This window comes from Rouxiella sp. S1S-2 (genome assembly GCF_009208105.1).
In the GTDB taxonomy this organism is placed as follows: domain Bacteria; phylum Pseudomonadota; class Gammaproteobacteria; order Enterobacterales; family Enterobacteriaceae; genus Rouxiella.
In genome coordinates, this window is sequence record NZ_WFKL01000001.1 from 2,849,878 (window position 1) to 2,865,062 (window position 15,185).

Here is a 15,185-nt window from a genome sequence, read left to right on the forward strand (position 1 = left end):
CTCCTCAGCTGTTGCGGCGGCGAGTGCCACGCCCAAAGTAACGTTCAAGACGGTTCTGGCCGAACGACAGCAGCGTCACCACCACCAGGTACCAAATACCGGCCACAAACAGCAGCTCCATAACGCGGGCATTGGCGAAGTAAATGGTTTGTGCGTTGTAGAGCAGTTCGGAGTACTGGATCATGCTCGCCAGACTGGTGGTTTTCACCATGCTGATGAATTCATTACCAATAGGAGGAATAATTACCCGCATCGCCTGTGGCAATATGACGCGACGCAGCGCATGAATGCGCGTCATGCCGATAGACTTCGCCGCCTCGTACTGGCCTAAATCGACTGAAATCAGCCCCGCGCGCACCACCTCAGAAGTGTAGGCCCCCTGATTGATGCTCAAACCGAGCAGCGCGGCGGTAAACGGCGTCATAATGTCTACGGTCTGAAAGCTGAACAGCCCAGGAACGGCAATCGTCGGAAAAATCAGTGCCAGGTTGAACCATAGCAGCAGTTGCAGGATCAGCGGCGTACCGCGAAAAATCCAGGTATAGCCCACGGCCACGCTGCTCAGCACTGGATTACTCGACATGCGCATCACCGCGATTATCACGCCGAAAATCACCCCCAGCGCCATCGCCAGAATCGACATCACGATGGTGTTACCCAGCCCGGTCAGAATGGCCTTAGCGGTGAAAAACTGCCCGACAAAGCGCCACTCGATTTTTCCGTGGGCAAAGGCATTAAACAACAGCGCCAACAGCACCAGAATCACCACTGATGCGAAAATTCTGCCGTAGTAGCGCTGCGGAACGTATTGGTACTCACTGAGGTCGATGTCAGAACTTTTCGACTCTGCGCCGTGCGGGCGTATATTCGGCATAAGATGCTCCCTGGTCATTAAAGCGAGAGTCCGCGATACGAAGAGGCCCAGTCGGACTGCTGTTGTATGACGATTTTCAGGCGCGCGATTTGCTCGGCCACGCGTAGCGGTGAGGTCCCGCCCCACCCACTGCGGGCATGAATTGCCGCTTCAAGGGTCAGGCATTCGCGCACCTCTGGCAGCAGTCGGTTATCCACTTCCCGCAGTTGGGCATCGCTCACCTGATGCAGTTCAAGGTTGTACTGCTCGCACACCTGCACCAGCTTGCCGGTAATCTCGTGTGCTTCTTTAAACGGCACGCCGCGGCGCGAAAGCCAGTCGGCCACTTCGGTGGCCAGTGTGAACCCCTGCGGCGCGTGTTCAAGCAGACGCGGCACGTTGACCACCATGGTGTCAATCATTCCGGCCATCGCCGGCAGCACCAACAACAATTGGTCAACGGTGTCGATTGCATTGCGTTTGTCTTCGATCAGGTCGCGATTGTAAGACAACGGCAGTCCTTTCATGGTGGTAAGCATGGCCGTCACGTTGCCTATCAGGCGGCCACTTTTGCCACGGGTGAGTTCGGCAATATCGGGGTTTTTCTTTTGCGGCATGATGGAGCTGCCGGTGGCGTATCCGTCATTCAATTCAACCCAACGGAATTGGCGCGAGGCCCATAGGCACACTTCTTCACAAATGCGCGAAAGATTGACACTCAGCATGCCGCCAGCGAACAAAAATTCAGCCACATGATCGCGGCTGGCAACGGCATCAATCGAGTTTTCACAGGCGCCGTCATAGCCTAAGTCCGCTGCAGAAAGCTCGGGATGCATCGCAATGGCAGAACCCGCCATTGCCGCTGCGCCAAGTGGTGACAGCGCACAGCGTTTATCCCAGTCCTGAAAACGTTGAACATCGCGGGCAAAAGACTGGGCATGGGCCATCAACTGATGCCCGAAAACGATCGGTTGTGCCTGCTGAAGATGAGTAAAGCCCGGTGCCAAGGTGTGGATATGCAACTCCGCCTGCTTGACCAGCGCCTGCTGCAGCTCAAGCAGTGCGGCGACAATTTTGCGGCCGTTATCGCGGAGATAAAGACGCAGGTCATTGGCTGTCTGGTCGTTACGTGAACGCCCAGCACGCAGTTTACCGCCCAACTCCCCCAGACGTTCAGTCAGCATGCGTTCAATGAAGGTATGAACGTCTTCATCGTTTTCAATCGGTTGAACGTCACCGGCGCGGTAATCCACCGCTAACTGGGCAATGGCCGCCACCATCAGCACGGTCTCTTGTGGGTCAAGCAGGCCAGCGCGCTGTAGTTCATAGGCGTGAGCACGACAGCCTTCAAGGTCATATTCGGCAAGGGCGAAATAGTAGTCTGGGCTGCGAGAAAGCGCACTTAGGGCCGCTGCCGGTCCTTGTTTAAAACGTGCACCCCAAAGACGATCTACGGGTTGGGACATTGACTACTCCTTTTGGCCTGGATGTGGCGTTGGCATAAGTGTTGCAATGAAGTACATGAGAAAGCAGTCAGGCGGCGGTATTTTCCAAATCCAGCGTTTCGATACGCCGGTTATGATAAGTCGGAAAATCTTTACCTTATTATTTAACGCCACGACCTTTCTGCTCTCGTAAATTATTAATTGAGACGTCTTGATTGATTTGATGTTGGCTTTATTTGCAGTGGGGGTAAATATTTTATATGGAAAGTCCACTTTCCAAATCAGGAAACACATCACCCACTAAAAGCGATGTAAACCAGCACAGCATTGGGGTTGCAGATTTAAAACTTTTACGTGTATTTAAAACCGTGGTTGAGTCCGGGGGGTTTACTGCTGCCTGCAATGAATTAAATATTGGCCTGGCGGCCATCAGCAAGCAAATTTCAGACCTTGAAGTTCGCTTTGGAATGAAACTGTGCACCCGTGGACGAGAAGGTTTCTTTCTTACCGAACATGGGAAAGTCACCTATCAGGCTTGTCTGGATCTGTTTTCCTCCATCAGTCAATTTCGTGACAAGCTCAATAACGCCCGGCACGACATGTTCGGCGAACTGAACATCGGTATTATCGACAACACGATAACTGACAAAAAATCTCCAGCAATTCAAGCGCTTAGTGAGATGTATCGCAAGGCACCAAAGGTTAGCATTAGGCTGCACGCCACACAGTTGGACGAAATTGAACGCGGCGTTCTCGATGGGCGCTTCACCTGCGGCCTGGTGCCGGTATATCAGGAAAAACCCGAGTTTGATTATTATTTCCTGTATGAGGAAATATCCCACCTTTACTGTGGCGACAAACACCCACTTTATTCGATCCCGCCTGATAAAATAACTGAGAAGCAGGTAAAATCAGCGGAAATCGTTAATCACTTCTATGCCAATCACAGCAAAAAAAATACTTACCTCGAACTTTCATCCTCAAATGCCATTGCCGTTCAGGTAGAGGCCGTAACTATGCTTATTTTAAGTGGGAACTACATTGGCTTCTTACCAAAACATTATGCATTGCACCTTTTTGGGGGTAGCCGATTAAAACCATTACTACCTGATGAAATAAATATTGCCACTCCGTTCAGTCTGGTGGTAAAAAAAGGCAGTGCGCTGAGTTCGGTATTAACACTGTTTCTTAATGCCTTACAAAATGAGGCGAGCGGTCACACATTGCACGCGGGGGCTAAATAATTAGGGTCCAATACTCACCTACACAGCACCATCACGGTGCAGGTGCTGAAGGAGTCTGGTGCAGCTCTCAAAATGCCACACGGCCGCATTAACATTCTTCTCTAAATTTATTTATGAATGTATAACATTAGTGACTTCCACTGCTTACAATTTAAACGCTCCGCGAGGGAAATATGATTCTGTCCGCTGCTTCTGTGCTGTTAGGAAAAAATAAAAACGCGACGAAAACCAAAATCGCTTTGGCATGCTGTCTGGTGATGCTCAGCGGCGCGGCAACGGCGGCTCAACCGGAGGCGGGAACCTTCAAAATGGGCATTGAGCCTTGGCTAGGTTACGGCCAGTGGCACGTCGCCAGTCATGAGGGTATTTTTAAAAAACAGGGTTTGGAAAACGTCGATATTATTAACTTTGCCGAGGATAAAGACATCAACGCGGCGCTGGCCAGCGGTAAAATAGACGGCGCCAATATCGCCACGCACACCGCTATGGCGATGGTTTCTGCCGGTTTACCGATAAAAGTCGTGCTGCTTCTCGACCAAAGTGAAACCGCCGATGCCCTGTTGGTGGGTAAAGACATCACCTCATTGCAACAGCTGAAGGGTAAGCAGGTGGCCTATGAAGAAGGCACCACCAGCGATATTCTGCTGCACAGCGCCATCGCCTCGGCGGGCATGAAATGGGGTGATATTATTCCAGTGCCAATGCCGGCCGACTCCGCAGGCAGTGCACTTATCGCCAAGCGCGTGCCCGCCGCCGTTACCTATGAGCCTTATATTAGCGCAGCCAAAAAGCAGGACCCTTCTCTGACGATGCTCTACAGCGGCTCGTCCGATCCGGGCCTGATCGGCGACGTTTTAGTGGTTCGCGAGTCGGTGATTAAAGACAAACCCGGCCAAGTTGCCGCACTGATTAAAAGCTGGGACGCCGCTCTGACGCATTATCAGGCCAATACGCAGGCAGACCGCGCGATCATCGCCAAAGCCGTCGGTGCCGCACCTGCCGACCTCGAAACCGCGTTTGACGGGGTTAAGTATTATTCGCTGGCGGATAACAAAAAAGTCTTAAGCCACAGCTTCGCCGATCAGACCTTTGTGCACGTGCTCAAAGCCGCCACAGCAGCAGGTTTGATCCCTAAACCGGTGACCGCCGCTCAGGTGATCGATGCTTCCTTCGTCAACGGGCTTTAAACGTGTTAACCAACAAACGTAAGCCACTGAATCTGCTGGTTATAGGACGCCTGCCTTCACGCAGGCTTTTCCTGGGCATTGCGATACTGCTGTTTGCCCTGCTGCTGCTGGCGTGGTGGCTAACCACCCGCAGCGGCGCGGTTCCCGCCATCTTCTTGCCCAAGCTCAGTGACGTGTGGCTAAAAATGGTCAGTCTGGCTCAGGACGGTACACTGTGGGGTGACCTGAAAAGCAGCCTTTACCGCATCAGTGTAGCCTTTATCATTTCATCGCTGATGTCGATAGTCATCGGCGTGCTGGCCGGATGTTATGGTTTTTTCAAAGCGATAACCGAACCGCTGGTCGATTTTATTCGCTATATGCCGGTGGTGGCTTTTGTACCGTTGACCATTCTCTGGACCGGTACTGACGACGTGCAAAAGTTTCTGATTATCTGGATTGGCACCTTCTTTCAGCAGGTGTTAATGGTGATTGACGCGGTGAAGCGGGTGCCGATTGACTTCATTGGGCTAGGCCGCACGCTGGGCATGCCTGACAGAAAAATCTTGTTTAAAATTGTGTTGCCAAGCGCCCTACCGGGAATTTGGGATGCGCTGCGTATCAGCCTTGGCTGGGCGTGGACCTGGCTGGTGCTGGCCGAGTTGGTCGCCTCAACCTCGGGACTGGGCTATCGCATTGTGGTATCACAGCGTTTCTTCCAGACCGACACCATCATCGGCTACATCCTTTTGCTGGGCATTCTCGGGTTAATCAGCGACCAGATTATGCGCGGCGCAGAGCGCGTTTTATTCCGCTACAACAGGAGGCGCAGCTGATGGCGACGTTAAGCATTCGTGATTTACACAAAAGCTTCCAGCAGGGCAAACAGACGCGCGAGGTGCTGCACAATATCTCGCTCGAGATTGCCGATAACGAGTTTGTATCAATAGTTGGCACCTCAGGCTGTGGCAAAAGTACCCTGCTGTCGATTGCCGCCGGGCTTGAAGATTACGACAGCGGCGTGGTGGCGGTTGACGGCAATACCATCACCGGTGCGGGCATCGATCGCGGCGTGGTGTTTCAATCTTACACCCTGCTGCCGTGGTTAACTGTGCGGCAAAATATTGAGTTTGCCCTCAAGGCCGCCCACTACAACCGAGCAGAGTGTCGTAAAATTGCCGATGAGCACATCGAGCTGGTGCAGTTGACGCCGTTTGCCGACGCCTGGCCGAATGAACTTTCCGGCGGCATGAAGCAGCGGGTGGCCATCGCACGGGCGCTTTCATATCGGCCCAAAATTTTACTGATGGACGAGCCTTTCGGCGCGCTCGACGCCATGACGCGCCATCAGATGCAGGAGTTGCTCACCCGTATTTGGGAGCAGCACCGGCTAACCGTGATGTTTGTCACCCACGATATTGAAGAGGCGGTGTATCTCTCTGACCGAATAGTGGTCATGGGTCCAGGCACCATTCAAACCACCTTTAACGTGCCGCTGCCCAGGCCACGCCATGAAGATATGATGGTCAGCAATGCGTTTCTCCTCCTGCAACGCCAGGTTTTACACTGTATTCGTGGTGGGGAACCCAACCCCGCCACCTCACCTTTACGCGGAGTTTGAATATGTCGGCAACCGTAGAACACAACGTTTCTTTTCATGACCTTAGCAGCAGTGATACCTTACCCGAAACCCTGTTTAATCGCACTGAATCAGACCTGTCGTTTTTTATCGAACGCGTTGCGCCGATTATTGAAGCCGTTCGCACCCAGGGTGACGCCGCGCTGCTGAAATTTGCCAGGGACTTTGACGGCGTAACCGATGAGCAGATGAGCATTCTGGCCGAAGACACTGAATTCGCCACCGCCTTTGAGCGCCTTGACCCACAGGTAATTGACTCAATTCGCTTTGCCGCTGAAAACATTCGCGCGTTTCATGAGGCGCAAAAGCCTGAAGAAATGTGGATGAAAGAGATACGCCCCGGTGCGTTTGCCGGTGACAGACACGTGCCCATCGATTCTGTAGCCTGCTATGTGCCGCGGGGTAAAGGGTCATTTCCCAGCGTATTTCTAATGACGACTATCCCTGCGATTGTCGCTGGCGTTCCGCGCTGCGTGGTGATAACTCCGCCTGGCCCCGACGGAAAAGTCGACGACGCCACACTGGTGGCCGCACGGCTGGTGGGCATCACTGAAATTTATAAATGCGGCGGTGCTCAGGGTGTGGCTGCGGTGGCCTATGGCACCGAAAGCGTACCTAAATGCCTTAAAATTGTCGGACCCGGCAGCCCGTGGGTGGTGGCAGCGAAACGTCAGCTTTCTGGTCTGATTGACCCCGGCGTGCCCGCTGGCCCGAGCGAAAGCCTGATTCTGGCGGACGACAGCACCGACGGTGCGCTGGCGGCACTCGACCTGATTATTGAATCTGAACACGGCCCGGACTCGTCGGCTTATCTGGTGACCAACAGCCGTCGCGTAGCACAAGAAGCCATAAAAGCTCTGCCGGATTATTGGGCGTCAATCGATGAAAAACGCGCCGGTTTCTCGCGCTCGGTGCTGTGCGGCACTCACGGCGGCGTGGTGCTCACCAAAGATTTCTCCACCGCCGTAGACTTTGTAAACCGTTACGCCCCCGAGCACCTCGAAATTTTGGCTGAAGAACCGATGGCGGTGATGGGGAAAATCCGCAACGCCGGGGAAATCTTGCTCGGCCACTATACCCCGATCACGTTGGGTAACTTCGTGCTCGGCCCCAACGCGGTACTGCCCACCAACGGCGCGGCGCGGGTTGCCGGTCCACTTTCGGTATTTGACTACATGAAGCGAATTTCGGTGGGTTACGTGACCCGAGAGGGTTATGACCTGCTGGCTGAAAAAGCCCACGCTTTTGCGCTGTATGAAGGTTTTCCAGGCCACGCGTTGGCGGTTTCTGACCTACGCCACCGGCTGTTGGATAAAAAATCAGGAAAAAACTCAGCAAATTAAGGTGAAAGTGATGGACAAAACAACAGGCAAGCAACCTTTAGCTGCTCAGGCACGGGCGCTAAGCAAGGCCGGTGACTGGGATAAAGCCACCCTCACACTGCGCCAGCTGATCAGCGAAGTGACCGGCGTAGCCACGCTTTCATTGACCATCAACCGCGACCAGTACAGCCTTAATTCCCTCAACGGCACGGTCGAACTCGACGACGGTCGTGCACTTTTCTTCAAATATCACAATGAAGAAGGCGAAGATAAAACCATCGAAGAGTATTACAACGCCGAACTGCTGCGCGACAGCGGTTTTCTCGTCGACGTTCCGCTGTATGCCTGCGGTGAGCCAGGCCGACAAATCCTGCTCTACCAACAGCGCTTTGACCGCCGGATGGCCGACGTTTGCCGTAATATCGAGTTAACTCAAGACTGGGTGGCGATGCTGCCGGTGGTGGAGGCTCAGCGCCGCGCCGACCAAGAGATTTGGACCGCAACGCTGCCCACCCTGCACGAGTCCACACTGAATCAGGTCAGCGCCGAACCTATCCATCAACTGTTTTACCACCGCCTGATAAGCGAAGGTCTGGCGCCCGGTTTCGGGGGGCGCGTGGCGAGCTTTTATGTTGATCAAGCGTTTCAGCTTGGCGAAGAACGGCTGTCGTGGCAAAGCCTGAGTAATCTGCGCTGGGTGATAAACGGTGTGCCATACGCGCACAGCCTGCGGCAGCTGTTTGCCGAGGCCGCAGCACGACTCTCTCCAACGGCATTGTCACATCACGGTACCCTTACCGCCCACGGTGACGCGCACAACGCCAATGTCTGGTATGAAACCCGCGGCGAACGGCCTCAGTTGGTCAGTTTTGATCCCGCGTTTGCCGGTCGGCACATTCCCGCGCTGCTGGCAGAAATCAAAGCCACCTTTCACAACATTTTTGCCCATCCGCTGTGGCTGTATGAACCTGCTCGCAGCGCCGAGCTGTACCAGGTGAAAGTGCTGCGTCGCGGTGACACGCTGTATGTTGACCATAACTGGCAGCTCACCCCACTGCGGGCGGCTTTTTTGGACGCCAAGGGCAAGCTTTACTGGCAACCGCTGCTCGACTCACTTCAGCGTCGCGGCCTGTTGCCCGCCAACTGGCAGCGCCTGTTTCGATTGGCGATGTTTTGCTGCCCGACGCTGGTGCTGAATTTACGCGTCGACGGCGGCAGCGGCCATACGCCGGACAGTTCGGCGCTCGGTTTTGCCATGGCCATGATGCTCGGCAGCGAGCCGCTGGACGACGCCAGTGACGACTTTACCGACTGGCTCAACGGCCTGACGCCTGCCGCCGCTGTGCCGCACGAGGAAACTTAATCATGACAACGTCTTCGCTTTTGCCCTCTTTTTCTCTTGCGGGAAAGTGTGCGCTGGTCACAGGCGGCTCACGCGGAATTGGTCAGGCACTGGCGTCCGGTTTGGCACTGGCCGGTGCCAGCGTGGTGATTTGTGGACGCGAGCTTTCAACCCTTGAGGCCGTGGCTAACACTATTGTTGCCCAAGGCGGTGAATGTCGGCCAATGCTGCTGGATATGACCAGACCAGACTCGTTTTCAGCCGCGTTTGAGGCGATTAATCTCGACGCGGACATTCTGATTAACAATGCCGGAACTGAGCAGCTTTGCTCTTCCTTCGACGTGGATGAAGCCCTATGGGACCGCATTATGGATACCAACCTTAAAGGCGCATTCTTCTGCGCTCAGGCAGCGGCAAAACGTATGGCTGCACGCGGCGGAGGCAGCATTCTTAATCTTTGCTCGCTAACCAGCCAGGTCGGCGTGCCGGGTGCGGCGGCCTATGGGGCATCAAAGTCGGCAATGGTCGGGTTGACGCATACGCTTGCCACCGAATGGGCCAGTCAGGGAATTAGAGTCAACGGCATCGGTCCCGGATATTTTCAGACTGAGCTAACGGCCGAATTTTATCAGGATGCCCAATGGTGCGAGAGCATGCGGGCTAAAATACCGCTTGGCCGCTTTGGCAAGCTGGAAGACCTGGTAGGGGCAGCGATATTTTTGAGCAGCCCTGCCGCGGCTTATATTACTGGGCAGGTGCTGTATGTCGACGGCGGATTTTTAGCCTCTATCTAAAGGCGCATCGCGCGCCAATGAAACTCAGAATAAGTTCAGCACATCCGCCATAGACTCAACGCGGGCAAACGCCGCGTATAATGACTCGGCGGTCACAGTATGCGGCATGTTATGCATGTCAGGCGCATGCAGCGAAGCCTGCACTATCGCCTCAAGTTCTTCAGCCGTAAGACTGGCGATTTCGCTCAACCGCAGCGGAACCGCACAGGCGTGTGACAATAACAGTGCTTCGCGTAATTCTTCGTCGCTGCGATTTTCCAGCGCCAGCAGGCACAGGTTGCCCAGCCCGACCAATAATCCGTGACCAAATTCACGCGTTTTATCGCACACGGTAAAGCCTTCATAGATGGCGTGTGCGGCAGCAGCATGAGCACCGCTGCTCATCAGTGAGGTTAATCCGGCAAACATGAAAATGGCGTCAAGTACCTGATCCAGCTCGGCGCTGGTTTTACCTGCACGTACCGCGTCGCAGGCTGCTCCCCCGTAGGTGGCGATCAGGTCATAGCAAATGCGGCTGTTGGCGCTGGAGGACCGGGCAACGCCGGTCAACTCACCCTGATGGCTGCTGATCGCGCGAAACTCGTACCATTTGGCCAGCGTGTCGCCCAAACCTGCCGCCAACCAGCGCAGTGGTGCCTTGGCCAGCAGTTCGCTGTCGATGATTACGCTGGCAGGTGCCTGCGGCAGCGGGTAAAGGTCGCGAAAGTGACCATCGTCAAAGTAGCGAACCGTTAACGGTGTTACCGCGGCGCAGGTGGCGGCAATGGTCGGCACGGCGACTACTGGCACATGGGTTATTACGCCCACCGCTTTGCCGGTGTCGAGGGATTTACCCCCACCGACGCTGATAATAATGTCGGCTGACAGCGCTTCAACCCGCTTGGCCAGGCGCAGAATATTTCCCTCACTGGTTTCACCGCCAAACCACTCGCTGCCGACCAACGTTACCGCCGAGCCTTCGAGGTAATGATTGATTTTATCCACCACGGCGGCCAGTGCCTGATGCCCACCGATGACGATGGCGCGCTGTCCCAGCAGGCTACAAATGTGGCCAATCTGCGACAAAACGCCCGGCCCGCGTAGGATTTGTGCGGGGAAAATAATATTCTGTGCTTGCATCTACTGCCTCTCTCTTTCTATCGCGTTTTATAATGTTAGCAGGCTATCCATTGATAACCCGCTCAATAGACAAGCAATATTTGCGCCAATCGTTTGAACTCGGTCATCCACTGCCCCCAAAAATTATGTCGATTCCAAACTCAGCAGATGCGGCCCTAATTGACTCAGCTCGTTACAGCCGAGTTGCGCCATTGTACGGTCGATTTCGGCGATAATCAGGCTCAGTGCCTTATTAATACCCGCCTCGCCGTGGGCGGCAACGCTAAACAACAGCGGACGCCCCAGCAGCACAGCGTTGGCCCCTAGCGCGAGCGCCTTAACGATGTCCGTGCCGCGCCGAAAGCCACTGTCGATCAATAGCGCAAAATCGGCTCCGCAGGCCTTGCGAATGGCCGGCAACACCTCCATCGGACTGACCGTGCCGTCCAGTTGACGACCGCCGTGATTAGAAATCACGATGCCGTCTGCGCCAAGGTCCTGCGCCTTTTTGGCGTCTTCGACGCTGAGAATACCCTTAATCCACAGCCTGCCCCCCCACTGCTCACGCAGCCAGGCGATTGTGCTCCAGTCAAGTGTGGTATCCATCTGTTCAGAAAAATAGCTTGCCCCGCCTGCGCCGCGCTGTTTGTCGGCAGGAACGTAGGGTTTGAGATTACCAAAGCCCGGCATACCGGCTGGTTTCAACGTGCGCCATACCCATCCCGGATGCAGCGCCACGTCAATCAGGCTGGCAATTGAGAGTTTCATTGGGCGGCGATAGTGGCGTTTGTCCCGCTCGCGATTGCCAAAGTGCACCGCATCAACCGACACCACCAGATTCTCGCAGCCCGCCTGCTTAGCACGCTGCAGCAGACCCAATGTCACCTGTCGATCTTTCAGCACATAAAGCTGAAACCAGTGACGCTCAATATTCTCGGCGGCAATCTCTTCAATTGACGCAGTCGAGACGGTGCTCTGTATATAGGGGATCCCCGCACGCTGCGCCCCGCGCGCCAGTATTAAATCCGCCTCATGGCGCAGCATGCCGTTATAGCCGGTTGGCGCTATCATCACCGGGGCTAAAGCCTGTTTACCCCCGAGTTGAAGATGCAGACTGCGCTGGCTGGCGTTAATCAGCACCGGCGGCACAAAACGCCAGTTATCAAACACCTGCTGATTGTGGCGAAGCGTTACCTCATCGTCAGCGCCGCCGTCCACGTAGCTAAAGGCAAAAGCGGGCAGTTTGGCCTTGGCCTGCTGACGAAAGTCATTCAGATTGAAGGCGTGGCGACGACTCACTCGGCCTCCTGCGCAGTAGACTGAGTGTTAGCCTGCATGGAAATCAGCTCAAGGCTGCGCAAGAAAAGCTGATTATCTTGCTCACTGCCCACCGAGACCCGAATCCAGCGTTCATAGCCGGATTCGCGCCACGGTTTAACAATCACGCCATAGGCCAGTAATTGCTCTGCCAGCTCCACACTGGGCCGTTTACAATCGAAAAACACAAAGTTGGCGTGCGATGGCACCACTTCATACCCTTTCTCCCTCAATGCGGCGCTAATTATTGTCCGCTGCTGGCTGACAAACTCCAAGCTGGCGGCGACGTGCGCTTTATCTTCCAGCGCAGCCAGTGCAGCAGCCTGAGCGGAACGGTTGATGTTGAACGGCGTACGGACTCTGTCGAGCAGATTCACCAGTTCAACGTCGCTGGCCAAGCCATAGCCAATGCGCAGGCCCGCCAATCCGTAGGCTTTCGACAGCGTGCGCAGCACAATCCACGGGCGCGTCTGCTGCGCCAATACCCGCAGGCTGTCGGGATAATCAGGGTCTGATTCGCAGTATTCGTAATAGGCCTCATCAATCACTAACACGCAGTCCTGCGGCGCGGCGTCGATAATGCGCTGGAACCCTTCTCGGTTGAGCATGCAGCCGACCGGGTTGGAGGGATTGCTGAAAATAACCAGCTTCACCGGCGTAGACAGCGCCTGCTCCCAGGCCGCAACGTCGAACTGCTTTTGCGCGTCCACCCCAACCATCGTGACTTCTGCCCCCATCATGCGCGGGAAAATCTCATGCAAGCCAAAGGAGGGGATCAGCGTTACCACCCGATCGCCTGGGTTGAGAAACGCAGTACAGAGCATTTGCAGAATTTCTTCCGAGCCGTTACCCATCACCACTTGCTCAAGGCCAACACCGGTCGCAGACGCAATTTTCTGGCGCACCGCGCGACTGGCAGAATCAGGGTAAATCGCACAGCCGGAGGCCTCGGCAATTAACGCGCGGATCACCTGCGGGCTGGCGCCCATCGGGTTTTCATTGCTGGCCAATTTGGCAACGTGTTCAACGCCATATTTTTCACGCACGGCGTCGGCTGACAGCCCTGAATTATAGACCCCAAGCACTCTCGCATCAGGACGCGCCAGGCGCTGTAAACAGACCGCCGCTGATTCAGATTTTGTCCCCACTTCATTCCCCCTCAATGCTTGAAATAAAGAAAACCACAAGAAAAAACGGACAGAAGATCTCCACCCCCTGCCCGTCGGCTATGCTGAAAATGTCATAGTTACGTTGTCACACAATCATAGCATCGGCATATTCACGTCATGAGTTTTAGCACACTCAATCGCCAGCTCATAGCCCGCATCGGCATGACGCATCACGCCCGTAGCCGGGTCATTGAACAGCACGCGCGCCAAACGTTTATCGGCGGCTTCTGTTCCGTCACAGACAATCACCATTCCCGCATGCTGCGAGAAGCCCATGCCGACCCCGCCGCCGTGGTGCAAGCTGACCCAGGTTGCGCCACCGGCAGTGTTTAACAATGCATTGAGCAATGGCCAGTCGGATACGGCATCGGAGCCGTCTTTCATCGCTTCGGTTTCGCGGTTAGGTGACGCTACTGAACCCGTATCAAGATGGTCACGGCCAATCACCACCGGCGCTTTCAGCTCGCCATTGCGTACCATTTCGTTAAACGCCAGACCGGCAATGTGGCGCTCGCCCAGTCCCAGCCAGCAAATCCGCGCCGGCAGGCCCTGGAAAGCAATGCGCTCCCGCGCCATGTCCAGCCAGTTGATCAGGTTGGCGTTGTCTGGGAACAGCTCTTTGAGCTTAGCGTCGGTTTTGTAGATATCCTCAGGGTCACCCGAAAGCGCGACCCAGCGGAACGGACCTTTGCCTTCACAAAATAACGGACGAATATACGCAGGAACAAAGCCAGGGAAATCAAAAGCATTGGCCACACCTTCGTCTTTAGCAACCTGACGGATATTGTTGCCATAGTCCACGGTAGGAATGCCCATCGCATGGAAGTCGAGCATCGCCTGAACGTGTACCGCCATGGACGCACGCGAAGCCTTAATCACTGACTGAGGGTCTGATTCGCGCGCGGCCAGCCACTGTTCCAGCGTCCAGCCCTGCGGCAGATAGCCGTTCAGCGGATCGTGCGCTGAGGTTTGGTCGGTGACGATATCAGGACGTAAGCCGCCCTGCTGCGCACGTTTTACCAGCTCAGGCATGATGTCGGCCGCGTTGCCCAACAGGCCAACAGAAATGGCTTTTTTCTCTGCACAGGCTTTTTCAATCATCGTCAAGGCTTCGTCAATGCTGTGGGCTTTGTAGTCCAGATAGCGGGTGCGAATACGAAAATCAATGCGCGACTCCTGGCACTCAATCGCCAATACGCAAGCGCCTGCCAACACACCGGCCAGAGGCTGTGCACCGCCCATGCCACCCAGACCGGCGGTGAGGATCCACCGACCGCGCAGGTTGCTGTCATAATGCTGACGGCCCGCTTCGGCGAAGGTTTCATAGGTTCCCTGCACAATGCCCTGCGCACCAATGTAGATCCATGAACCGGCAGTCATTTGGCCGTACATCATCAAACCGGCTTTATCCAGCTCGTGAAAATGCTCCCAGTTGGCCCAGTGTGGTACCAGATTTGAGTTGGCAATCAGCACGCGCGGTGCATCCGTGTGGGTGCGGAATATGCCCACTGGCTTACCGGATTGCACCAGCAGCGTTTCGTCTTCTTTCAGGTCGCGCAGGCTTTGCAAGATGCCTTCAAACGCCGGCCAGTTGCGCGCTGCTTTACCAATCCCGCCGTACACCACCAAGTCTTCCGGACGCTCTGCAACGTCGGGGTCGAGGTTGTTTTGAATCATGCGGTAGGCCGCTTCAATCAGCCAGTTTTGACAGCTCAATTCGGTTCCGTGCGGGGCGCGAACAACGCGGGCAACGGCGGTTTTCTGTGGTGAATTCATTTTTCACTCCTCGATAATGT

The 15,185-nt window shown here is 55.1% G+C and carries 13 protein-coding genes; 7 read left to right on the plus strand and 6 right to left on the minus strand.

The genetic code is table 11. From position 1 onward, the window contains the following. Positions 1–4: 4 nt before the first annotated feature. Together GA565_RS13290 and argH are read right to left on the minus strand one after the other, a co-directional pair. Positions 5–874 (minus strand): amino acid ABC transporter permease, encoded by an 870-nt coding sequence (locus GA565_RS13290; protein WP_152198850.1) that lies wholly within the window; start codon positions 872–874, stop codon positions 5–7. A 17-nt stretch (positions 875–891) separates the two neighbouring features. Beyond that, complete coding sequence (argH, locus tag GA565_RS13295; protein WP_152198851.1) at positions 892–2,319, minus strand: argininosuccinate lyase; 1,428 nt, start codon at positions 2,317–2,319, stop codon at positions 892–894. Between the two features lie 239 nt (positions 2,320–2,558). On the opposite strand from argH, the gene GA565_RS13300 reads away from it, so the two are divergent. From GA565_RS13300 to GA565_RS13330, 7 genes are all read left to right on the plus strand, one after another. Next, positions 2,559–3,542: a LysR family transcriptional regulator gene (locus GA565_RS13300; RefSeq protein ID WP_152198852.1), complete on the plus strand. Its 984-nt coding sequence runs from the start codon at positions 2,559–2,561 to the stop codon at positions 3,540–3,542. 173 nt (positions 3,543–3,715) lie between these two features. Beyond that, positions 3,716–4,729: an ABC transporter substrate-binding protein gene (locus GA565_RS13305; protein WP_152198853.1), complete on the plus strand. Its 1,014-nt coding sequence runs from the start codon at positions 3,716–3,718 to the stop codon at positions 4,727–4,729. Between the two features lie 2 nt (positions 4,730–4,731). Then, on the plus strand, positions 4,732–5,544 hold the full coding sequence (locus GA565_RS13310) for an ABC transporter permease (protein WP_152198854.1): 813 nt from the start codon (positions 4,732–4,734) through the stop codon (positions 5,542–5,544). Further along, on the plus strand, positions 5,544–6,329 hold the full coding sequence (locus GA565_RS13315) for an ABC transporter ATP-binding protein (protein ID WP_152198855.1): 786 nt from the start codon (positions 5,544–5,546) through the stop codon (positions 6,327–6,329). The genes GA565_RS13310 and GA565_RS13315 overlap by 1 nt, the downstream gene beginning before the upstream one ends. Before the next feature lie 2 nt (positions 6,330–6,331). Next, positions 6,332–7,690 carry a histidinol dehydrogenase gene (gene hisD, locus GA565_RS13320; RefSeq protein WP_152198856.1) on the plus strand — a complete coding sequence of 453 codons (1,359 nt, stop codon included), beginning with the start codon at positions 6,332–6,334 and terminating at the stop codon, positions 7,688–7,690. 10 nt (positions 7,691–7,700) lie between these two features. Next, a complete protein-coding gene (locus tag GA565_RS13325) occupies positions 7,701–9,032 on the plus strand; it encodes a hypothetical protein (RefSeq protein ID WP_152198857.1) in 1,332 nt (443 codons plus the stop codon). A 2-nt stretch (positions 9,033–9,034) separates the two neighbouring features. Beyond that, positions 9,035–9,805 (plus strand): SDR family NAD(P)-dependent oxidoreductase, encoded by a 771-nt coding sequence (locus tag GA565_RS13330; RefSeq protein WP_152198858.1) that lies wholly within the window; start codon positions 9,035–9,037, stop codon positions 9,803–9,805. Positions 9,806–9,829: 24 nt separating this feature from the next. Here the strand turns inward: GA565_RS13330 and GA565_RS13335 are convergent, their stop codons facing one another. The 4 genes from GA565_RS13335 to hutU form a co-directional block, all read right to left on the minus strand. Beyond that, on the minus strand, positions 9,830–10,924 hold the full coding sequence (locus GA565_RS13335) for an iron-containing alcohol dehydrogenase family protein (protein ID WP_152198859.1): 1,095 nt from the start codon (positions 10,922–10,924) through the stop codon (positions 9,830–9,832). A gap of 123 nt (positions 10,925–11,047) precedes the next feature. Further along, positions 11,048–12,202: an alpha-hydroxy acid oxidase gene (locus GA565_RS13340; protein WP_152198860.1), complete on the minus strand. Its 1,155-nt coding sequence runs from the start codon at positions 12,200–12,202 to the stop codon at positions 11,048–11,050. Next, positions 12,199–13,368, minus strand: coding sequence for a histidinol-phosphate transaminase (hisC, locus tag GA565_RS13345; RefSeq protein ID WP_193311907.1), 1,170 nt, complete (start codon positions 13,366–13,368; stop codon positions 12,199–12,201). Before hisC ends, GA565_RS13340 begins: the two co-directional genes overlap by 4 nt. A 114-nt stretch (positions 13,369–13,482) precedes the next feature. Then, positions 13,483–15,165: a urocanate hydratase gene (gene hutU, locus GA565_RS13350; RefSeq protein ID WP_152198861.1), complete on the minus strand. Its 1,683-nt coding sequence runs from the start codon at positions 15,163–15,165 to the stop codon at positions 13,483–13,485. Between the last annotated feature and the right edge of the window lie 20 nt (positions 15,166–15,185).

Coding starts and splice junctions, on each gene's coding strand:
- GA565_RS13305 (WP_152198853.1), top strand. CDS start 3,716: ATGATTCTGTCCGCTGCTTCTGTGCTGTTAGGAAAAAATAAAAACGCG.
- argH (WP_152198851.1), bottom strand. CDS start 2,319: ATGTCCCAACCCGTAGATCGTCTTTGGGGTGCACGTTTTAAACAAGGA.
- hisD (WP_152198856.1), top strand. CDS start 6,332: ATGTCGGCAACCGTAGAACACAACGTTTCTTTTCATGACCTTAGCAGC.
- GA565_RS13300 (WP_152198852.1), top strand. CDS start 2,559: ATGGAAAGTCCACTTTCCAAATCAGGAAACACATCACCCACTAAAAGC.
- GA565_RS13335 (WP_152198859.1), bottom strand. CDS start 10,924: ATGCAAGCACAGAATATTATTTTCCCCGCACAAATCCTACGCGGGCCG.
- hutU (WP_152198861.1), bottom strand. CDS start 15,165: ATGAATTCACCACAGAAAACCGCCGTTGCCCGCGTTGTTCGCGCCCCG.
- GA565_RS13330 (WP_152198858.1), top strand. CDS start 9,035: ATGACAACGTCTTCGCTTTTGCCCTCTTTTTCTCTTGCGGGAAAGTGT.
- GA565_RS13315 (WP_152198855.1), top strand. CDS start 5,544: ATGGCGACGTTAAGCATTCGTGATTTACACAAAAGCTTCCAGCAGGGC.
- GA565_RS13325 (WP_152198857.1), top strand. CDS start 7,701: ATGGACAAAACAACAGGCAAGCAACCTTTAGCTGCTCAGGCACGGGCG.
- GA565_RS13290 (WP_152198850.1), bottom strand. CDS start 874: ATGCCGAATATACGCCCGCACGGCGCAGAGTCGAAAAGTTCTGACATC.